Below are 20,493 nucleotides of genomic sequence, written 5' to 3'. Positions count from 1 at the left end.
CGTGCCCACCTTTCACCAAGCAAATGCTTGGTTTATGATAGCCGTTGTGACGGCACCTGACTCTTCGAAATCGGCTCGACGGACGGAACTGCTCGCCATGGCGGCCGATCTCTTCGCGGAGCGCGGGTTGCGGGCGACCACCGTGCGGGATATCGCCGACGCGGCGGGGATTCTATCGGGCAGCCTCTACCACCACTTCGATTCGAAAGAGTCGATGGTGGACGAGATCCTGCGCGGATTCCTCGACGACCTGTTCGGCCGGTACCGCGAGATCGTCGGGGCCGGGCTGAGCGCGCGCGACACGCTCGAGGCGCTGGTGCTCGCGTCCTACGAATCCTTCGATCGCAGCCACGCGGCGGTCGCCATCTATCAGGCCGAGGCCAAGCGGCTGCGCGATGCGGAGCGCTTCGCCTACATCGAGGAGTACAACCGCGAGTTCCGCGAGCTGTGGCACCGGGTGCTCACCAGCGGTGTCGAGGACGGCAGCTTCCGTCCCGAGCTCGACGTCGAACTCGCGTACCGCTTCCTGCGCGACACGGTGTGGGTCGCCGTGCGCTGGTACCGGCCGGGCGGCCCGATCACCGTCGAGAACCTCGCCAAGCAATATCTCACCATCGTGCTCGACGGCCTCACCGCGCCGCGGCACCGCGACTAGGAGTTTTCATGTCTACACCCTCGGCCCGCCGTGCTGCGCGTACCCACCCCGCCGTCTCCGCAGGCTCCGACGGCAACCGTCCCCCTTATGCCCCACTGCGGGACGCCTACGTCATCGACGCGGTGCGCACCCCGGTCGGCAAGCGCGGCGGCGCGCTGGCGGGCGTGCACCCGGCCGATCTCGGCGCGGCGGCGCTGCGCGGCCTGCTGGACCGCTCGCCGATCGACCCCATCGCCGTCGACGACGTGATCGTCGGCTGTGTCGACAACATCGGCCCGCAGGCGGGCAATATCGGCCGCACGGCCTGGCTGACGGCGGGGTATCCGGAGGAGGTCCCCGGCGTCACCGTGGACCGCCAGTGCGGTTCGTCGCAGCAGGCGGTGAACTTCGGCGCGCAGGCGATCATGAGCGGCACCGCCGAGGTGATCGTCGCGGGCGGCGTGCAGAACATGAGCGCCATCCCGATCTCGGCGGCCATGCTGGCCGGCAAGGAGTACGGCTTCGACTCGCCGTTCGTCGGCGCGCAGGGCTGGGACCACCGCTACGGCACCGACGAGGTCTCGCAGTTCCGCGGCGCGCAGCTGATCGCCGAGAAGTGGGGCATCAGCCGCGAGGACATGGAGCGCTGGGCGCTGCGCAGCCACGAGCGCGCCCGCCGGGCCATCAAGGAGGGCAAGTTCGACAACGAGATCGTGCCGGTGGGTGATTTCTGGATCGACCAGGGCCCGCGCGAGACCTCGCTGGAGAAGATGGCCTCGCTGCCGCCGCTGGCCGAGGGCAGCCCGCTCACCGCGGCCGTGGCCAGCCAGATCTCCGACGGTGCCAGCGCCGCCCTGCTCGCCTCGGAGTGGGCGGTCCAGGAGTACGGGCTCACCCCGCGCGCCCGCATCCATCACGTGAGCGCGCGCGGCGCGGACCCGATCTTCATGCTCACCGCGCCGATCCCGGCCACCAAGTGGGCGCTGGAGAAGACCGGTCTCACCATCGACGACATCGACGTGGTGGAGATCAACGAGGCGTTCGCCCCCGTGGTGCTGGCGTGGTTGAAGGAGACCGGCGCCGATCCGGAGAAGGTGAATGTCAACGGCGGCGCGATCGCGCTCGGCCACCCGCTCGGCGCGACCGGCACCAAGCTGTTCGCGACCCTGCTCAACGAGCTGGAGCGCCGCCAGGGGCGCTACGGCCTGCTCACCATCTGCGAGGGCGGCGGCACCGCGAACGTCACGATCATCGAACGACTCTGACGGATCTCCCCTGAGCGGGTGGACCGCGGCGCTCGCCGAATGCCCCGCGCCGATGTCCACCTCGCACGGGTCCGGTCGTTCGCGTGCCGGAAGGTGAACGACGAAGTGCCGCCCGGACTTCCGGGCGGCACCTCGTCGAACGCGCGCTCAGACGGGCGGGGCTTGCGTGACCGTCGCCCCGTCACGCAACGCCGCGAGCGCATCGATCCGAGCGACCGCGTCGGTCATGATCCGGTCGATCAGGTCCGCGCAGGTGGGCAGGTCGTCGATGATGCCGGTGACCTGTCCCGCGGCGAGGACGCCCGCGTGGGTGTTGCCCTCGACGAGCCCGGCGCGCAACAGCATCGGGGTATTGGCCGCCATCACGACCTGAGACCAGGTGAGGTCCTTGGTCTTTCGCATGGCCAGGCCGTCGCGAACCATCGTGGACCACTTCATCCCGGTCATGCTCTTGAAGCGCGCCGCGTTCGACACCGCGGCCGCCAGCCCGCGCCAGCGGCCCGAATGTTCCAGGCGCTGCACGAGTTCGGTGTTGAGCACCCGGTGCGGCATACCGTCGACCTTGAGCGAGACCACCGTGTCCTGGAGGTGGCGGTCCAGGTACTCCTGCTTCACCGCGTCGGGCACCGTGCTCTCCTGGGTCAGCAGGAACCGGGTGCCCATCGCGATCCCGGCCGCGCCGTAGGACAGCGCCGCAGCCAGCCCGCGCCCATCGAAGAATCCGCCCGCGGCCACCACCGGGATGTCCACCGCGTCCAGCACCGAGGGCAGCAGCAGCGTGGTGGCGACCGGGCCGGTGTGCCCGCCGCCCTCCCCGCCCTGCACGATCACCGCGTCGGCGCCCCACGACGCCACCTTCACCGCGTGCTTGGCCGCCCCGATCGACGGAATCACCACCACGCCCGCGTCTTTCAGCTTCGCGATGAGTTCCTTCTTGGGCGCCAGCGCGAACGACGCCACCGCCACCCGCTCGCGGATGAGCAGGTCGATGCGGTCGGGCGCGTCCGCCGCGTCGGCGCGGATGTTCACGCCGAAGGGCTTGCCGGTCTGCGCCTTCGTCTTCGCGACGGCGGCCTCGAGCTCCTCATACGTCATGGTCGCCGAGGCCAGGATGCCGAGCCCGCCCGCGTTCGAGGTGGCCGACACCAGGCTCGGTCCGGCCACCCAGCCCATGCCGGTCTGCACGATCGGATGCTCGATGCCGACCAGTTCGGTCAGCGGCGTCCGCAGCCGGGGCGTCACGACGGCACCTCGCTCTCGCGAATCTTCTTGGGGTCGAGCACATCCCGGATGATCCGCAGTTCCTCGGCCGTCGGCAGCCGGGACTCGCCCGCCTCGGCGAGCCCCGCGATCTCGAACGAGGTGTTCTCCGCGACCTCCTCGGTCGTGACGCCGGGGTGCAGTGACCGGGCGCGCATGGTGTGGCCGGGACCTTCGAAATCGAAGACGCCGAGATTGGTCACCACGCGGTGCAGGTGCAGGAAACGAAACGCCGGATTGTCCGGATCGACCTTGTCGTAGCCGACGCCCGACACGATGTCGACCCGGTCCACGAACACGCGCTTGGTGTGCCGCGCGACCCAGTAGCTGGTCGGATGGTTGAGGGTGTTGCCGGGCGCCCCGCGCACGCCGAACATCTGGCGCGTGGGCTGTTGCAACGGGCCGAAGGCGGACAGGTTCTGGTTGCCGTACCGGTCGATCTGGTTGGCGCCCATCACCACGTGCCGGCGTCCGGAGGCGACCACGTCGAACACCCGGCGGAACGGAATCCAGCCCTCCACCGGCGACTTCCCGCCCAGCGGCGGCGTCTCGGCGAGATACAGCGCCTCGCCGTCGGAGAGCAGCAGATCGGGTTCGGTGGTGAGCTTGGCCAGTCGCGCACCCAGGGTGCTCATCGGCGTCATGGGCGAGGCCATGATCTCGCCCGCGCCCGCGAAGATCTCGGCGCAGGCCACCGCGCAGACCTCCGCGCGGGTGATGGTGTCGGTGCTCATCTACGCCTCCTGGAACTTGCGCACGGCGGCCTGGTACTCGTCCTCGGACACCGCGAGATAGGTGTCCACGAACTCCTGCCACGACTCGGGTGTCTTCGCGGCCTCCACGTAGTGCCGCTGGAATTTCTCGTCGCGCCGGTAGTCGTCGCCCGCGAGCGTGAAGTGCGCCCCCCCGGGAGCCTCGACCACGCCGTCGACCATCATCCGGTTGAGCAGAAGCGATTGCAGGGGAACGGCTTTCGCCAGTTCCTCGGTGTCCACGATCCGCTCCACCGACAGGTAGCGGCGCTCGGCGGCCAGGCAGTAGAGGTCGTCGAAGTACGGGTCGACGCCGGTGTATGCGGCGTTGCCGTGCTTGTCACCGATGCTCAAATGCACCAGTGCCGCATCGAGATTCAGCGCGGGCATCGCGGTCAGCGTCTCGGGCCTGCCGTCCGGTCCCGGGTACGGCGAGGCGACCGTCCGCAGCTCGCCCTCCCAGAAGTTCGGCACGTCGGAGCCGAGCCCGGCGCGGATCGGCAGGAACGGCAACCGCGCCGCGGCCGCCTCCAGCCCGCACTTGAGCATGCCCTCGTCCATCTCCCTGGCGATCAGCGCGCCCGACGTGCGGGCCTTCGCGAACCACGGATCGTAGAACGGGGCCGAATCCAGTGACACGAAGCCGTAATACGCCTTGCGCACCTTGCCGGCCGAGCACAGCAGGCCCAGATCCGGCCCGCCGTAACTCACCACGGTGAGATCGGTGACGTCGGAGCGCAGCAGGGCGCGCACCAGCGCCATCGGCTTGCGCCGCGAACCCCAGCCGCCGATGCCGATGGTCATGCCGCTGCGCAGCTCGCCGACCACGTCCTCGAGCGACATTCTCTTGTCGCGCATGTGTTTTCCCCTACTTTCCGGCCTTGCGGGCCGCGAGATCGTCGTCGAATCGGGCCCTGATCTCGTCGGCCACGCCCGCGAGATTGAGTTCGAAGGTGAAGCCCTGCTCGTAGCGGTAGCTGCGGTGCACGTCCTGGAGGTCGATGCCGTTGAGCGCCCGCTTGGCCGCCCGCAGCACGCGGCCGTCCTTGGCCGCGATGTTCTTGGCGAGCTCCATGGCGGCGGCGTCGAGTTCGGCGCGCGGCACCACCTGGTACACCGACCCGTGGTGGTGCAACTGCTGCGCGGTGATGGTGCTCGCGGTGTAGAACAGCGCGCGCATGAGGTGCTGGGGCACCAGCCGCGCCAGGTGGGTGGCCGCGCCGAGAGCGCCCCGGTCCACCTCGGGCAGGCCGAAGGTGGCGTCGTCGGAGGCGATCACCACATCGGCGTTGCCGACCAGGCCGATGCCGCCGCCCAGGCAGAAGCCCTGCACCACCGCGATCACCGGCACCGGGCAGTCGTACACCGCGCCGAACGCCTCGAAGCAGCCGTGGTTGGCGTCGATGAGCGCCTGGTGGCCCGGTTTGCTCTGGATCTCCTTGATGTCCACGCCCGCGTTGAATCCGCGGTTCTCCGCGCGCAGCACCACCACCTTGGTCTCCGGGTCGCGCCCGGCGGCGCGCACGGCGTCGGCGATGGCGAACCAACCGTCGGTCGGAATGGCGTTGACCGGCGGATAGTCCACCGTGACCACGGTGATGCCGGTTGATTCGGTGTGACGGTCGATCCCCATCGCGTATCCCATCGTGCGTGCCGGAAGTCTGTCGCATTGGCAAAGCAAGCAGTTGCTTGGTAGGTTAGCACGGTGGGACTCGAAATCGATCTGGCCGATCGCGTCGTTCTGGTCACCGGCGGGGTGCGCGGTGTCGGCGCGGGCATCAGCCGAGCCTTCCTCGCGGCGGGGGCGACCGTGGTCGCCTGCGCGCGCCGTCCGGCCGATACGCCCGTCGTGCACGGCGATCGCGAGATCGACTACCTGCCCTGCGACGTACGCGATCCCGACGCGGTCCGAGAGCTGATCGACACCGTCGTCGCGCGATACGGCCGCCTCGATCACCTGGTGAACAACGCCGGTGGCGCGCCCTTCGCCCTCGCCGCCACCGCCAGCCCGAAATTCCACGCCAAGATCGTGGAGCTGAATCTGCTTGCCCCGCTGCTCGTTTCGCAGGTGGCCAACGAGGTGATGCAGCGCCAGGACGCGGGCGGCTCCATCGTGATGGTCTCCAGCGTCAGCGGGCACCGCGCCTCGCCGGGCACCGCCGCCTACGGCGCCGCCAAGGCGGGCGTCGACAGCCTCACCCAGTCGCTGGCCGTGGAGTGGGCGCCCAAGGTGCGGGTCAACTCGCTGGTCGTGGGCCTGGTCGAGACCGAACTCAGCGAACTGCACTACGGCGACCGCGACGGTGTCGAGGCCGTCGCCGCCACCGTGCCGCTGGGCCGGATGGCCGCGCCCGAGGACATCGGCCGCGCCGCCGTCTTCCTGGCCTCACCGCTGGCCGCCTACATCAGCGGCGGCTCGCTGCCCGTGCACGGCGGCGGCGAGCGCCCGGCCTTCCTCGCCGCGTCCACCGCCGCCAACGGCGCGAAGCACTGACCGCAACCGCAACGAAAGAGGACAACAGGGAATGGACGAGCAGATCTGCGCCGGGCGCACCGTCATCGTCACCGGCGCGGGCCGCGGGATCGGCCGGGCGCACGCGCTGGCCTTCGCCGCCGCGGGCGCGCGCGTGGTGGTCAACGACATCGGCTCGGCCCTCGACGGTGCCGCCACCACCGAGACCCCGGCCGCCCAGGTGGTCGCCGAGATCGAGGCGATGGGTGGGCAGGCCGTGGTCAACGGCGACGACGTGGCCGATTGGGCGGGCGCGCGCAACCTGGTCCGCCAGGCCGTGGACACCTTCGGCGGGCTGGACGTGCTGGTCAATAACGCCGGCTTCGTGCGCGACCGGATGCTGGTCAACCTGGGCGAGGAGGAGTGGGACGCGGTGATCCGCGTGCACCTCAAGGGCCACTTCGCCACCATGCGGCACGCCGCCGAGTACTGGCGCGGGGAGGCCAAGGCCGGTCGTCCGGTCGACGCCCGGATCATCAACACCAGCTCCGGCGCCGGCTTGCAGGGCAGCGTCGGCCAGGGCAACTACGGCGCCGCCAAGGCGGGCATCGCCGGGCTGACCTTGACCGCGGCCGCCGAGTTCGCCCGCTACGGCATCACCGTCAACGCCATCGCCCCCGCCGCGCGCACCCGGATGACCGAGACGGTGTTCGCCGAGACCATGGCCAAGCCCGATTCCGGCTTCGACGCCATGGCCCCGGAGAACGTGTCCCCGCTGGTCGTGTGGCTGGGCAGCGCCCGGTCGGCCGGGGTGACGGGCCGCATGTTCGAGGTCGAGGGCGGCAAGGTCGCGCTGGCCGACGGCTGGCGCCACGGCGTGGCCGTCGATCGCGGCGCGCGGTGGGAACCCGCCGAGCTCGGGCCCGTGGTCGCCGACCTCATCGCGAAGGCGGCGCCGCCGGAGCCCGTCTACGGCGGGTGAGCCGCACCGAGGTTTGCTGAGCGGGCTGGGTAACCTGCCAGTGAAACCTCGGCTAACACCGGGGAGGACGAAAGTCCCCGGTGCCTGTGACCGGGGGTACTTTCTCTGCGTCGATTCCTGGCGGGCATTACTATGGGCGATCGTCCGTAGAAGTCCGGGTGGGTGAATCGCGACCGGGCGGAGATCAGCGCTGTAGGTACGGCGTGCTCCCCGTGTGACGGGGAAGACCCAGGGAAGGCTCGCGAATGGCCGTTGGTCGCATGTTCCGCGCGGTGGCACTGGCCGGTGCTGTTGCCGGGTTTGCGCTATGCGGATCCGTCGCGGCGACCGCGCAACCCGGTGGCATCCCACTGGAGGAGCCCTCGTCGCCCGGATCGTCCGAAGTGACGCCGCAGCCGCTGGGCCTGGACCCGAACAACCCCGGGTATTACGGCGAGGAGATCGGCACGCCCGGTCCCGTCGCGGGCCCGGGCTCCGGTTCGGCGGGCGCGGGCTCGGCCGCCGCTGGTTCGGCGGGAGCTGGTTCGGCCGCCGCTGGTTCGGCGGGAGCTGGTTCGGCCGGTGCGGGGTCGGCGGGTGCCGGTTCCGCCGCTGGTTCGGCCGCAGGCGCGGGTTCCGCCGCGACCGGCTCCGGTGGGCTCGGCGCGGTGCTCGGCTCCGGTTCCGCCGGCCTGGGCGCGCTGCTGGGCACCGGCTCGGCCGGCCTGGGCGCCGTGCTCGGAACGGGTTCCGCCGCAGTGGGTTCCGCCGGTGTGGGCCTCGGCGCGACCGGTTCGGCCGCGCTCGGCACCGGTTCGGCCGCACTCGGTTCGGCGGGCGTCGGCGCCGCCGCGACGGGTTCGGCCGCGCTCGGCTCCGCCGGTGTGGGATCGGCCGGAGTCGGTTCCGCCGCAACGGGTTCCGCCGCCCTCGGCTCGGCCGCGGTGGGGTCCGCGGCGGTCGGTTCGGCCGCGCCCCTCCTGCTGCTCCTCATCCCGATCCCGGCCGTCCCCGCACCGCCCGCCGTGGTTCCGCCGGTGCCGGTCATCATTCCGCCGGCCGTTCCGGCCGTGCCCGCGATCCCGGCTCCGCCGCTGGCCCCGGTGCCCGTCGCCGCGCCGCCCGCGCTACCCGAACAGGCGCCACCACCGCCGCCACCTGCCCCACCGGCTCCGCCCGCGGCACCCGCCGCGCCCGCGAACCCCGACCACAACGTCCGCCCGACCAGCGCCGACGACGGCCTGCCCGAGCCGAACATGCTCTCGGTGATCGGCGGCCTCGCCGCGCTCGCCCTGGCGGGCGCCGGTTCCGGTGCGGTGAGCTTCCAAGGCGCCTCCGCCGCGCAGGCGCGCATCGACGCCGCCCGCGCCCAGTTCTTCGGCCCGAGGTCGTGAGGTAGCGATGAGTGAGAGCAGGACGCAGAGCAGCTCCCGGTCCTACCGCCGGGTGGCGGCCGCCGTCGACGCCGTGTGCGCCGTCGCGGCCGACTCCGACGCCACCACCCTCGACGAGGTGGTGGCCGCGATCGCCGACGAGCGCAGGCGCGAAATCGAGATCGCCAGTGCGCATCTGGGCCCCGGCGTGTGCGGACAGCGCCGGTTCTACCCCGACCGCGACGTGATCGTGCTGGCCCAGGCACTGCCCAGCCGCGACCACACGCTGGCCCACGAACTCGGGCACATCGTGTTCGATCACGAGGGCGCGCCCGCCCCCGAGGTCACCCTGGAGGCCAGCGACGATTTGATCGCCTACATGCTCAGCCAGCGCGCGCACCAGCAGATCGTGGACGACGGCGCCGACGAACTCGCCGAATGGGAGGCCGAGACCTTCGCCGCCATGCTCATGACCCGACTGCGCGTGTTCAACAGCCGGGGCGCAGGCGTCTCGGTCCTTCGATTCGATGAGGCACTCGGATGACGCTGTGGCTGACCGCAATGCTGGTGTGGATCGCGGCGGGTGCGCGCGTGGGCCGCGTGCTGGTCAAGCCCGCCACCACCGCGCGCGTCGCGATCGTCGTCGCGGTGGCGGCGGTGGCGGCCGCCGCGACGGTGGCCGTGCCCGAAATCGCTTTGGCCATCGACAATCTGCTGCCGCGCGGCCTGCCTCCGGGCCTGCTGTCCGACGGCATCGTGCTCGGGTCGTGGCTGGCCTTCGTCACCGCGACCTCGGTCGTCGCGGCGGCCGCCTGGCCGGTGGTGTCGCGGCGCAACCTGCGCCAGATCGCGATGCTCATCTACGCCGGAGGCGGTGTGGCGGTGCTGATCTCGCTGCTGTGGTCGTTCACCTTCGGCTGGATGCTCGTCGCGCTGGGCAGCGTGTTCATCGTGGTAACCGGTCTGCGCAACCTGGACTGGACCACCCTGGGCCGCGGTATCGCCATCTATACGGCGGGCACCGCCGTGGTGGGTGTGCTCGCGGCGCTGAACATCGGCCGCGCCCTCACCGACGCGCCCCGCGCCCCGCACGGCGAACCCACCTTCGCCTGGGTGGCGTGGGAAATCGCCAGTCTGCTCATCTCTTTCGGCGCGGTCTGGATCGTGGTGGAGCTGTGGGTGCGCGCGCGGCTGCTGCTGCGCCAGATCCGCCCGCTGCACCGCACCATGATCAAGCGGTTCCCCGAGGTCGTCGCGCACGATCAGACCGGAACCTCCACGCAGCTGCGGGCTTCGGACCAGGTGGCCCAGATCATGGACGCGCTGTACCTGCAGTCGGGCAGCGGTGTGGAGCTGGTCGCGGCGGGCGCGCCGCCGGCCTCGATCCCGGAGCGGGCCGGGCTGGTGGCGGAGTGGGCGCGTAACCCGTTGGGTGACATCGTGGTCGACGCGCGCTGGATCGCGCCGCCGGAGGGCGTCAGCCCGCGCGGCTGGGTGCGGGCCATCGCGCTCGCTTTCGAGAAGGCGCAGGGCGCCAGGGCGGAACGGGCGCGGTCGCGGTGACGTCGCCGGCGACCCGTGCTCGCGGTGTCGCCGCCCGCTGAGAATCGTGCCCGGGAAACTCGGGTCTTTCCAACGGACTTCGCGCGTCGCAGAATGCCGCGGTTCGCAGCAGTGCGTTTGCCCAATGGCGTTCCGCGCACCGAGCGGTTCGTCCGGAGCGTACGTGCAAACGTTCTTGCATTGCGCTGAATCGGAATGTGTGCGCACGCGGTCCACACACGAGCCTAATGCGCGAGCGAACCGCGCCGGGGTGCCGTCGCGGCGGCCGCGCCGAATTGGCGGGCGGCCGCGACGGCCGCGCTATGGGCGGCGGATCGCACAACGCGGCACAGTGCGACCTTCCGGTCGCACTGTGCCGCGTTGGTGGTGAACCCTATTCGGTTCCATCCGGAGGAATTTCGGGCAAGCCTTCGCTGGCCCGCAACTTCTCCGCCATGGAGGTGAGGAGGTTCTGTGATTCTTCGGAGAGGTCGAACGCCCTACTCGACAACCGTCGCAGCCCATAGCCCTGCAGCTGGGCCAGCAGCTCGAGATCGTGATCGATCTTGGCCGCGTAGATGTCGTTGAAGAAGTAGTCGGGCTTGACCTTGAAGAACTTGGCCAGTGCCGCCACCGTTTCGTCCGACGGGTTGGTCCGTTGCCCCGACCGCAACTGCGAGAGATACGGTTTCGAGATCGGATGCCCGGAGGCCGTCAGCGCAGCCGCAACCTCCGCGTTGGTGTGCGGCTTGCGCCCCGGGGGATGCACGGTTTCGAACAGCTTGTTCAGCCGCGCCGCGAAATCAGCCATTGTGAGCCGCCCAATTCCCTTCGCTGTACTAACAGTCGTTATCTCGGATACGTATCATTGATATTAGCGGCTCAGTAACTGAAAACCTACGCCTGATTCCGGATTTCCTTGAAGCTTCCAGGCGTGACGTCGGCGAAGGCACTGGGACGGCGGCGTTTGCGGGTCGCGCCAACGTCTCTAGTAGAGGCCCGGTACGACCCGGTTCTAGCCCGTCGCGACGGTCTTCCCCGACGGCTCGATGATAGCTAAAAGATAGCTGACATCTCATCTAGTCGGTTGTATCGCGGATTGTGTGGTGTACGACACGTTTTCCGGGCCCGGGGATGAACGTTCAACTTGCAGCATGGAATTGGTTGAACTTGCTACAACCTCTCGATGATCGTACCTGTCGCCAGTGCGCCACCGGCGCACATGAGCACCATCGCGGTGCCCTGGCCGGTGCGTTCCAGCTCGTGCAAAGCCGTTGTGATGAGCCGGGATCCGGTCGAGCCCACGGGGTGGCCGAGTGCGATGGCTCCGCCGTTGACATTTACCCGGTCCATGTCGGGTTGGTGTACAGACGCCCAAGATAGTGCGACCGAGGCGAAGGCCTCGTTGATCTCGAAGAGATCGATATCGCCGATGCTCATCCCGGATCGCTCCAGCAGACGCGTGCACGCCTGCACCGGGCCGTCCAGGTGGAACTCGGGCTCCGCGCCGACGAGCACCTGGGTCCTGATCCGCGCGCGCGGGCGCAATCCCGCTGCGGTGGCGGCCTTTTCGTCCATCAGCAGCACCGCGGCCGCGCCGTCGGAGATCTGTGAGGAACTGCCCGCGGTGTGCACGCCGCCCTCCAGGACCGGCTTCAGCTTCGCCAGCCCTTCGGCGGTGGTCTCGCGCAGGCCCTGATCGCGGGTGACGTCCACCTTCTCGCCGGTGAGCGCGCCTTCCTTGTCCACCGCGGGTGCGGTGACCGGGAGCACCTCGCGGTCGAAGCGGCCTTCGGTCCAGGCCCGCGCGGCCAAGCGCTGTGAGCGCGCGCCGAATTCGTCCACGTCGGCGCGAGTGATGCCGCGCCGCTTGGCGATTCGTTCGGCGGCCTCGAACTGGTTGGGCAGATCGATGTTCCACGACGCGGGCCTGCGCGGCCCGGCGTGCTCGCCGACGTTGGCGCCCAGCGGAACTCGGCTCATCGCCTCCACGCCACAGGCGATGCCGACGTCGATGGCGCCGGTCGCGATGAGTCCGGCGATGAGGTGGTTCGCCTGCTGCGCGGACCCGCACTGCGCGTCGACGGTGGTGGCGCCGGCCTGCCAGGGGAGCCCGGCGTGCAGCCAGGCGACACGGGTGACGTTATTGGACTGTTCGCCCGCCTGGGTGACGCAGCCGCCGATCACCTGCTCGACCCGGGCCGGATCCAGGTGGGCGCGCTCGAGCAGGCCGCGCTGGGCCAGTCCGAGCAGTTCGGCGGCGTGCAGCCCGGCCAGCCACCCCCCGCGCTTGCCGATCGGGGTGCGCGCGGCCTCGACGATGACGGGTGTGCCCATCTCGGTCCTTTCCTCGGTGCAAACTGAAACGTGTGACAGCAGGATCTCGCCAGCTTCTTTACTAGTCCTTCCGGCTGTGCTGGAATTGATTGTAGAACGTGTTTCAGTTTGTCGAAGGAGACATCTGGTGGTTGAGACCCGCAGCGCCCACCCGAAACTGCCGGACGGGTTCGACGTCACGGACCCGGACATCTACGCCCATCGCGTGCCGGAGGCCGAGTTCGCCGAGCTGCGCAAGGCCGCGCCCCTGTGGTGGAACCCGAAGTCGCCCGAGGTGGGCGGCTTCCACGACGACGGCTTCTGGGTGGTCAGCACCCACGCCGACGTCAAGGAGGTGTCGCGCCGCAGTGATGTCTTCTCCACCCACGAGAACACCGCGATCCCGCGCTTCAACGACGACATCACCCGCGAGCAGATCGAGCTGCAGCGCTTCATCCTGATCAACAAGGACGCGCCCGAGCACACCAAGCTGCGCAAGATCATCTCGCGCGGCTTCACGCCCAGGGCCATCAACAGCCTGCGCGCCGAGCTCTCGGCGCGGGCGCGGGAGATCGTGACCGCCGCCGCGCAGGCCGGCTCGGGCGACTTCGTCACCCAGGTGGCCTGTGAGCTGCCGCTGCAGGCCATCGCCGAGCTGATCGGCGTGCCGCAGGAGGACCGCATGAAGGTCTTCGAGTGGTCCAACGAGATGACCGGCTACGACGACCCGGACATCGACATCGACCCGGTCGCCGCGTCGACGGAGATCCTCGGCTACGCCTACCAGATGGCCGAGGAGCGCCGTCAGCGCCCGGCCGACGACCTGGTCACCACCCTGATCGAGGCCGATGTCGACGGCGATCACCTCACCCCGGAGGAGTTCGGCTTCTTCGTCATCCTGCTGGCCGTCGCCGGCAACGAGACCACCCGCAACGCCATCACGCACGGCATGATGGCGTTCCTCGACAACCCCGACCAGTGGGAGCTGTACAAGCGGGAACGCCCGGCCACCGCGGTGGACGAGATCATCCGCTGGGCCACCCCCGTCACCTCGTTCCAGCGGACCGCGCTGGAGGACACCGAACTGAGCGGGGTGCGGATCAAGAAGGGGCAGCGGCTGGTGCTGCTGTACCGCTCGGCGAACTTCGACGAGTCGGTGTTCGAGAACCCGGACACCTTCGACATCACCCGCGACCCCAACCCGCACCTGTCCTTCGGCGGCACCGGCGCGCACTTCTGCGTCGGCGCGAACCTGGCCCGGCTCGAGATCGACCTGATCTTCAACGCCATCGCCGACCACCTGCCCGACATCACCAAGATCGGCGATCCCAAGCGGCTGCGGTCGGGTTGGCTGAACGGCATCAAGGAGTTCCCGGTGGACTACCGCACCGCCGGGGCGTAGCGCACGAAAAGGGCCCCTCGGACCGGAGTACCCATTCGGTCCGAGGGGCCCTTCCCTGTGCCGCCCCGAGGGGGAGGGGCGGCCGGTTATCAGTCGACGCGCCTGGCGGTCGCCATCGCGCGGTCGACCTCCCAGAACGCGCGCAAGGCGGCGATCTTGCCCGCGCCGTCGACCCGGTAGGTGAACACGCCGTCGGCGTCGATCTGATGTCCGCCGAGGCGGCTGCGGATGGTGCCGGTGAAGGCCACCTCCGCGCCGCAGGCGAAAGAGTCGTCGAAGAGGAATTCGATCGACTCGGTCTGCGCTATCGCCTTGTCCCAGAACGCCGCGATCGCGTCACGCCCCCGATGCCCCTTGCCCTCCGGGTCGAATCCCGACGGGCCGATGGGATCTTCGACGATCCCGTCCTCGGCGAACAAAGCCAGCCACGCGTCCTTGTCCCGCGCCCGCACCGCCGCCTGCGACGCCAAACCCGCGGCCCGAGCGGGATGTTCGGTCTTCGTGCCGGTCATCAGCGAGGCCTCTCCGCACCTACAACCCACATGGAAAAATACTGGGACCCACCGCCATACGCGTGGCCCATCGCCTTGCGCGCATTCGGCACTTGGTAATCACCCGCCTTGCCCATGACCTGCTTGGCGGCCTCGGCGAACCGGATGAGCCCGGACGCGCCGATCGGGTTGGAGGAGAGCACGCCGCCGGACGGGTTCACCGGGATGCGGCCGCCGATCTCGGTCTCGCCCTTCTCGGTGAGCTTCCAGCCGTCGCCGGGGGCGGCGAAGCCGAGGTTCTCCAACCACATCGGCTCGAACCAGGAGAACGGCACGTAGATCTCGGCGGCGTCGATCTCCTCGAGCGGGTCGGTGATCCCCGCCGCCTGCCACAGCGCGGCGGCGGCGTCGCGGCCGGCCTGCGGATTCACCTGGTCGCGCCCGGCGTAGGTGGTGGGTTCGGTGCGCATGGCGGTGCCGTGCACCCACGCCACGGTGCGGCCCTGCGCCTCCACGGCGGCCGCGGCGTCGGCGTCACCGAGCACGATGGCGCAGGCCCCGTCGGAGGAGGGGCAGGTCTCGTCGAAACGGATGGGGTCCCACAGCATTTGGGAGGCGAGCACCGACTCCATGGTGATGTCGGGCTGGCGCAGGTGGGCCAGCGGGTTCTTCGCACCGTTGCGGCGGTCCTTCACCGCGACCATGGCGCCGATGTGCGAGGGCGCGTTGGCTCGGCGGATGTAGGAGCGCACGTGCGGCGCGAAGTAGCCACCCGCGCCCGCGCCCACCGGCATGGTGAACGGCACCGGGATCGACAGCGCCCACATCGCGTTGGATTCGGACTGCTTCTCCCACGCCACCGCGAGCACCCGCTTGTGCACGCCGGCCTGCACCAGGTTGGCGGCCACCACGCCGGTGGAGCCGCCGACCGAGCCCGCGGTGTGCACGCGCAGCAGCGGTTTGCCGGTGGCGCCGAGCGCGTCGGCCATGTGCAGTTCGGGCATCATGACGCCCTCGAACAGGTCGGGCGCTTTGCCGACCACCACCGCGTCGATATCGGCGATGGTGAGTCCGGCGTCGGCGAGCGCGCGATCGATCGCCTCGCGGCACATGCCCGCCATCGACACGTCCGAGCGTTTCGTCACGTGATGTGTTTGACCGGTGCCGAGCACCGCGGCCGGGAAGCTCACTGCCCCTCCAAAACGGTAACGAGGTTCTGTTGCAGCGCGGGACCGCTGGTGGCGTGGGCGAGGGCGCGATCGGCCTCGCCCGCCATGATCGCCTCGGCCGCGAAGCCGATGCGCTCCAGTCCCGCCGCGAACATGGGGTTGCCGGCCAGCGGGCCGCCGGACGGATTGACCTTGGTCTCCGGTTTCAGTCCGATCGCCTCGGCGAGGATCAGCTGCTGGTGGCTGAATTGCGCGTGCAGTTCGGCGATATCGAAGCCGCTCAGGTCGCCGCCCGTGACCTGCTGCGCCGCGGCGGCGGTGGACGGCGAGACGGTGAGATCGCGCGCGCCCAGCACCGGGGTGTCGATGCGGTGCGCCATGCCCTTGATCCAGACCGGTCGCTCACACAGGTCCCGCGCCCGGTCGCCGACGGCGAGCACCACGGCGGCCGCGCCGTCGGTGACGGGCGCGCAGTCGTGGGCGCGCAGCGGATCGGCGACATACGGTGTGGCGAGCAGACTTTCGACGTCGCCGGAGCCGTTGGCCGCCACCGCGGCCATATCGCGTTCGCTCCAGCGGCCCGCGTCGATGCCCGCGCGCGCCTGGAGTCCGGCGATGGACAGCGCGTCGGGCCACAGCGGCGTCACGAGGTAGGGGTCCAGCTGCATGGTCATGATCTGGCGCAGGGTGCCCGCCGAGGACTTGCCGAAGCCGTACACCAGCGCGGTGCGCGCCTGCCCCGACTTCAGTTTCACGAACGCCTCGTACAGCGCCCAGGCCGCGTCCATCTCGACGTGCGATTCGTTGATGGGCGGCACCGCGCCGATGGCGTCGACCGCGGAGATGAACGAGAACGCCCGTCCGGCAAGGTAATCGGAAGATCCCGAGCACCAGAAGTCGATATCGGACTTGCTGATGCCCAGCTTCTGGTAGAGCTGGGCGAAACAGGGCACCAGCATCTCGACACCGTTGGTGGTGCCGAAGGTCTCCGGCACGTGCGGCGCGTGCGCGAAGCCCACGACCGCGATGTCGTTGTCAGTCAACGTGCTCGCCTCTCAGAGGTGGTGGGAGTAGGTCTCGTAGTCGGCGTCGGGTTCGCCGCTGGGTTCGAAGTGGTCCACGTTCTCCAGCCCGTGGCCCCACTCCTCGCGGGGTTTCCACACCGCCTTCACCCGCATGCCCATGCGCACTTCGCTTGCCTCGCAACCGAGTACCAGGTGCAGCACGGGGATGTCCGCGCCGTCGAGCAGCACGTAGGCCGCCACATACGGCGGCTTGATGCGCTGGCCGAGGAACGGCACGTTCACGATGCAGAAGGTGGTGACGGTGCCGTGGTCGGACAGTTCGATGTAGTCGTCGGTGGGCCTGCCGTCGGTCGGATTCGCCCCGCGCGGCGGGAAGTACACCTTGCCCGCGGCGTCGGTGCGCGCGCCGATGAGCTTGCCCTCGGCCAACCCGCGCAGGTAGACCGTCTCCTGCGGGGACGCGGTGTGCTTGTAGGACAGGTCGACCGGCGTGGTGATCATCGTGACGGGATCGCCACTCGCGGAAGCGCTTTCGATGCCGTTGCCCTCGCCCGGCTCGAAACACGCGATATCGGTGATGAATCCCTGCGTCTCGTCGGCCCAGCGGATTCGCACGCGCAGACCGGTGTGGATGTCCTCGGGGGAGGCCACGTCCACCGCGTGCAGCAGCGTGGTGTCGGCACCGTCGAGCTTGATCAGCGCCCACGCGAACGGCCGGTCGAAGGGCTGGCCGGGCAGCGGATCGCGGACCCAGGTCCAAGTGGCGACGGTGCCGGTGTCGGACACGTCGACGAATTCGGTGAGCGGCTCGGTGGTGACCGGATCGTACTCGGCGGGCGGGACCAGCACGCGGCCGTCCGAGCCGCGGATGCCGACCACACGGCGCGCGCGCAGCTCGGTCAGGAACCTGCCGATGACCGGCCCTACCGAGCGGGTGTAGTCGAATCGCGCCCGCAGCGGGGCGCTCAGCACGTCGGGTGCGGTGCTGGTGCTCAAATCCGGCCCTCTCTCCGTTCGTGTCCGGCGGCGTTCGCCGGACTCGGCCCGTACCGTCGACGGGGGAAGCGGTGTTCAACCCGGACGGGGCGCGGGCGCCGCCGATCCGGCCGGGTCCCGCCCCTGACTTCGCCGGATGCGGTATTCCCCTGCGTCACGCTATCGAGTAGAACAGGTTCTTATTCTGGTGGCAAGCAGTGGATCGGGAAAGGGTCGGCCATGAAGTTCGGATTGCAGCTCGGTTATTGGATGGCGCAGCCGCCGCGCAACGCGGGGGAGATGGTCGTCGCGGCCGAGCGGGCCGGTTTCGACGCGGTCTTCGCCGCCGAGTCGTGGGGCTCGGACGCCTTCGGCCCGCTCACCTGGTGGGGGTCGGACACCGAGCGCGTCCGGCTGGGCACGTCGGTGGTGCAGATGTCGGCGCGCACGCCCGCCGCCACCGCCATGCACGCGCTGACCCTGGACCACCTCAGCGGCGGCCGCGCCATCCTCGGGCTCGGCGTCTCCGGGCCGCAGGTGGTGGAGGGCTGGTACGGGCAGCCGTTCGCCAAACCGTTGCAGCGCACCCGCGAGTACGTCTCGATCATCCGCAAGGTGCTGGCCCGCGAGGCACCCGTGACCAATGACGGCCCGCACTACCCGCTGCCATACACCGGACCGGGCGCGGTCGGGCTCGGCAAGCCGCTCAAGCCGATCACCCACCCGCTACGTGCGGATCTGCCGATCTGGCTGGGCGCCGAAGGCCCGAAGAACGTGGCGCTCACCGCCGAGATCGCCGACGGCTGGCTGGCCATCTACTACGCGCCGCGGCTGGCCGATATGTACAACGCGTGGCTCGACGAGGGATTCGCCCGGCCCGGTGCCCGCCGGTCGCGGGAGGACTTCGAGATCGCCGCCAGCTGCCAGGTGGTGATCACCGACGATCCGGCGGCCGAGCTGGAGAAGATGCGCTGGATCATGTCGCTCTACATCGGCGGGATGGGCGCGCCGGAGCTGAACTTCCACGCGCAGGTGTACCGGCGGATGGGCTACGAGCGCGAGGTCGAGGAGATCGGCAAGCTGTTCCAGGCGGGCAAGAAGGCCGAGGCCGCGGCCGTGGTGCCCGACGAGCTGATCCTGGACACCGCGATCATCGGCGACGCGGACCATGTGCGCGAACAGGTGAAGGTGTGGGAGGCGGCCGGCGTGACCATGCTGCTGGTGTCGGTGCCCGATCTCGAGCAATTGCGTCTGCTCGCACCCCTTGTCGAACAGTAGAACGCGTTCTAGATTCAATGGGGTGACGGCGCAGGAGTCAGCCAACGTTCTCGGTCTGTGGAATATCGCCGCGGCCGATCCGGACCGGATCGCGGTCGTCGATCCCGGCGGCCGGGAGGTGACCTATCGCGAGCTGGCCACGCTCGCCGACCGCTACGCGACCGGTCTGCGCTCGCTCGGGATGGCCACCGGCGACGTGCTGGTGAGCATGGTGCACAACTGCGTCGAGGCGGTGGCGGCGTACTTCGCCGCCTACCAGGCGGGGCTGTACATCGTCGCGGTGAACTGGCACCTCACCGGTCCCGAGGTGGCCTACATCCTGCGCGACAGCGAGGCCAAGGCGTTCTTCGCGAGCGAACGGTTCGCCGCGGCCGCGAAAGCCGCCGCCGACGAGGCGGAACTGCCTGTCACGGCCCGCTTTTCGGTGGGCCCGATCGAGGGGTTCAAGTCCGTGGCGTGGCTGGGCGCGGCCGACACCGGCAGGCCCGCCGACCGCAGCACCGGCGCGCCGATGCTGTACACCTCCGGAACCACGGGGCGCCCCAAGGGAGTTCGGCGCCCGCTCACCGGCGCCGACCCGGATGTGGTGCCGCCGCACACCGGCGCGTTCTTCGGCCTGTTCGGGCTCGCGCCCTACGGCGACCACGTGCACATCTGCGGCTCGCCGCTGTATCACACGGCCGTGCTGAACTTCGCGACGATCTCGATCCAGTTGGGGCACAAGCTCGTTCTGATGGACAAGTGGGATCCCGAGGAGATGCTGCGGCTCATCGACAAGTACCGCGTGACGCACAGCCACATGGTGCCCACCCAGTTCCACCGGCTGCTCGCGCTGCCGGAGGGGGTGCGCGCGAAGTACGACGTGTCCTCGCTGCGCAGCATGGTGCACGGCGCGGCGCCTTGCCCGCCGGAGACCAAACGCAAGATGCTCGAGTGGTGGGGGCCGGTCGTCACCGAGTACTACGCCGCGACCGAGGGCGGTGGCACGGTGATCACCGGCGAGGAGTGGTTGCGCAAGCCCGGTTCGGTCGGCAAGGCGTGGCCGTGGTCGGTGATCAAGGTGCTGTCCGAGGCGGACGGGTCCGAGGTCGCCCCCGGGGAAGCCGGCCTGGTGTACATGAAGATGGGCGGCTCCAGCTTCGAGTACCACCACGACAAGGCCAAGACCGAGGACGCGCGCGTCGGCGACATGTTCACCGTCGGCGACATCGGTTACCTGGACTCCGATGGCTACCTCTACCTCTGCGACCGCCGCTCCGACCTGATCCTCTCCGGCGGCGTGAACATCTACCCCGCCGAGATCGAGAGCGTGCTCGTCACCCACCCCAAGGTCGCCGACGTCGCCGTCTTCGGCATCCCGCACCCCGACTGGGGCCAGGAGGTGAAGGCCGTCGTCCAACCCGTCGACAACGTCGACCACGACGACGCCCTCACCGCCGAACTCCTCGCCTTCGCCGCCACCCAACTGGCCAAGTACAAGATCCCCCGCACCGTCGACTACCTCCCCGAACTGCCCCGCGACCCCAACGGGAAGCTCTACAAGCGCAAGCTGCGCGATCGGTACGTGCCTGCGTCGTAGTCCGGGCGGCGCGGGGCCG

The 20,493-nt window shown here is 69.8% G+C and carries 20 protein-coding genes; 10 read left to right on the top strand and 10 right to left on the bottom strand.

Annotation, left to right across the window (positions count from 1 at the left end):
* Positions 1 to 34 precede the first annotated feature (34 nt).
* Entirely contained in the window at positions 35 to 655 is a 621-nt protein-coding gene (locus tag OHB21_RS04980) for a TetR/AcrR family transcriptional regulator (RefSeq protein WP_195125290.1), read from the top strand.
* 95 nt (positions 656 to 750) lie between these two features.
* A complete protein-coding gene (locus OHB21_RS04975; RefSeq protein ID WP_067505578.1) occupies positions 751 to 1,899 on the top strand; it encodes an acetyl-CoA C-acetyltransferase in 1,149 nt (382 codons plus the stop codon).
* Between the two features lie 147 nt (positions 1,900 to 2,046).
* On the opposite strand, the gene OHB21_RS04970 is transcribed toward OHB21_RS04975, so the two are convergent.
* From OHB21_RS04970 to OHB21_RS04955, 4 genes are read right to left on the bottom strand one after another with little or no spacing between them, the layout of a single operon-like run.
* Positions 2,047 to 3,141 (bottom strand): NAD(P)H-dependent flavin oxidoreductase, encoded by a 1,095-nt coding sequence (locus OHB21_RS04970; RefSeq protein ID WP_067505369.1) that lies wholly within the window; start codon positions 3,139 to 3,141, stop codon positions 2,047 to 2,049.
* Complete coding sequence (locus OHB21_RS04965; protein WP_067505366.1) at positions 3,138 to 3,893, bottom strand: CoA-transferase subunit beta; 756 nt, start codon at positions 3,891 to 3,893, stop codon at positions 3,138 to 3,140. Before OHB21_RS04965 ends, OHB21_RS04970 begins: the two co-directional genes overlap by 4 nt.
* Complete coding sequence (locus OHB21_RS04960; protein ID WP_195125291.1) at positions 3,894 to 4,769, bottom strand: CoA transferase subunit A; 876 nt, start codon at positions 4,767 to 4,769, stop codon at positions 3,894 to 3,896. It abuts the gene before it with no gap.
* Positions 4,770 to 4,779: 10 nt separating this feature from the next.
* Entirely contained in the window at positions 4,780 to 5,544 is a 765-nt protein-coding gene (locus OHB21_RS04955) for an enoyl-CoA hydratase family protein (RefSeq protein WP_067505363.1), read from the bottom strand.
* A gap of 72 nt (positions 5,545 to 5,616) precedes the next feature.
* Between OHB21_RS04955 and OHB21_RS04950 the strand changes: the two genes are divergently transcribed.
* The 5 genes from OHB21_RS04950 (at position 5,617) to OHB21_RS04930 (ending at position 10,260) form a co-directional block, all read left to right on the top strand.
* Positions 5,617 to 6,405: an SDR family oxidoreductase gene (locus tag OHB21_RS04950; RefSeq protein ID WP_067505360.1), complete on the top strand. Its 789-nt coding sequence runs from the start codon at positions 5,617 to 5,619 to the stop codon at positions 6,403 to 6,405.
* A 31-nt stretch (positions 6,406 to 6,436) separates the two neighbouring features.
* Entirely contained in the window at positions 6,437 to 7,345 is a 909-nt protein-coding gene (locus OHB21_RS04945; protein ID WP_195125292.1) for an SDR family oxidoreductase, read from the top strand.
* 383 nt (positions 7,346 to 7,728) lie between these two features.
* Positions 7,729 to 8,718, top strand: a complete 990-nt coding sequence (locus OHB21_RS04940; RefSeq protein ID WP_195125293.1) for a hypothetical protein — start codon at positions 7,729 to 7,731, stop codon at positions 8,716 to 8,718.
* 7 nt (positions 8,719 to 8,725) lie between these two features.
* A complete protein-coding gene (locus OHB21_RS04935) occupies positions 8,726 to 9,241 on the top strand; it encodes an ImmA/IrrE family metallo-endopeptidase (protein WP_067505334.1) in 516 nt (171 codons plus the stop codon).
* Positions 9,238 to 10,260, top strand: coding sequence for a hypothetical protein (locus OHB21_RS04930; protein WP_067505331.1), 1,023 nt, complete (start codon positions 9,238 to 9,240; stop codon positions 10,258 to 10,260). Before OHB21_RS04935 ends, OHB21_RS04930 begins: the two co-directional genes overlap by 4 nt.
* Positions 10,261 to 10,633: 373 nt before the next feature.
* Here the strand turns inward: OHB21_RS04930 and OHB21_RS04925 are convergent, their stop codons facing one another.
* Complete coding sequence (locus tag OHB21_RS04925; protein WP_019044759.1) at positions 10,634 to 11,050, bottom strand: helix-turn-helix domain-containing protein; 417 nt, start codon at positions 11,048 to 11,050, stop codon at positions 10,634 to 10,636.
* Positions 11,051 to 11,412: 362 nt separating this feature from the next.
* On the bottom strand, positions 11,413 to 12,576 hold the full coding sequence (locus OHB21_RS04920; protein ID WP_067505328.1) for a steroid 3-ketoacyl-CoA thiolase: 1,164 nt from the start codon (positions 12,574 to 12,576) through the stop codon (positions 11,413 to 11,415).
* Between the two features lie 127 nt (positions 12,577 to 12,703).
* On the opposite strand from OHB21_RS04920, the gene OHB21_RS04915 reads away from it, so the two are divergent.
* Positions 12,704 to 13,957, top strand: coding sequence for a cytochrome P450 (locus OHB21_RS04915; protein WP_067505325.1), 1,254 nt, complete (start codon positions 12,704 to 12,706; stop codon positions 13,955 to 13,957).
* Between the two features lie 89 nt (positions 13,958 to 14,046).
* Here the strand turns inward: OHB21_RS04915 and OHB21_RS04910 are convergent, their stop codons facing one another.
* From OHB21_RS04910 to OHB21_RS04895, 4 genes are read right to left on the bottom strand one after another with little or no spacing between them, the layout of a single operon-like run.
* On the bottom strand, positions 14,047 to 14,469 hold the full coding sequence (locus OHB21_RS04910) for a nuclear transport factor 2 family protein (RefSeq protein ID WP_067505322.1): 423 nt from the start codon (positions 14,467 to 14,469) through the stop codon (positions 14,047 to 14,049).
* Positions 14,469 to 15,638, bottom strand: a complete 1,170-nt coding sequence (locus OHB21_RS04905) for a thiolase domain-containing protein (protein ID WP_067505319.1) — start codon at positions 15,636 to 15,638, stop codon at positions 14,469 to 14,471. The genes OHB21_RS04910 and OHB21_RS04905 overlap by 1 nt, the downstream gene beginning before the upstream one ends.
* A complete protein-coding gene (locus tag OHB21_RS04900; RefSeq protein ID WP_067505316.1) occupies positions 15,635 to 16,660 on the bottom strand; it encodes a thiolase domain-containing protein in 1,026 nt (341 codons plus the stop codon). Before OHB21_RS04900 ends, OHB21_RS04905 begins: the two co-directional genes overlap by 4 nt.
* A 12-nt stretch (positions 16,661 to 16,672) precedes the next feature.
* Positions 16,673 to 17,638 (bottom strand): Zn-ribbon domain-containing OB-fold protein, encoded by a 966-nt coding sequence (locus tag OHB21_RS04895; RefSeq protein ID WP_067505313.1) that lies wholly within the window; start codon positions 17,636 to 17,638, stop codon positions 16,673 to 16,675.
* 219 nt (positions 17,639 to 17,857) lie between these two features.
* Here OHB21_RS04895 and OHB21_RS04890 point away from each other — a divergent pair, with 219 nt between their 5' ends.
* Positions 17,858 to 18,895 (top strand): LLM class F420-dependent oxidoreductase, encoded by a 1,038-nt coding sequence (locus OHB21_RS04890; RefSeq protein WP_067505310.1) that lies wholly within the window; start codon positions 17,858 to 17,860, stop codon positions 18,893 to 18,895.
* Between the two features lie 22 nt (positions 18,896 to 18,917).
* Positions 18,918 to 20,474, top strand: coding sequence for an acyl-CoA synthetase (locus OHB21_RS04885; protein ID WP_067505306.1), 1,557 nt, complete (start codon positions 18,918 to 18,920; stop codon positions 20,472 to 20,474).
* Positions 20,475 to 20,493: the final 19 nt, after the last annotated feature.

Origin of the sequence: Nocardia puris (genome assembly GCF_036051655.1) — a bacterium.
Lineage (GTDB): Bacteria > Actinomycetota > Actinomycetes > Mycobacteriales > Mycobacteriaceae > Nocardia > Nocardia puris.
This window is presented reverse-complemented; position numbering and strand designations above follow the sequence as displayed.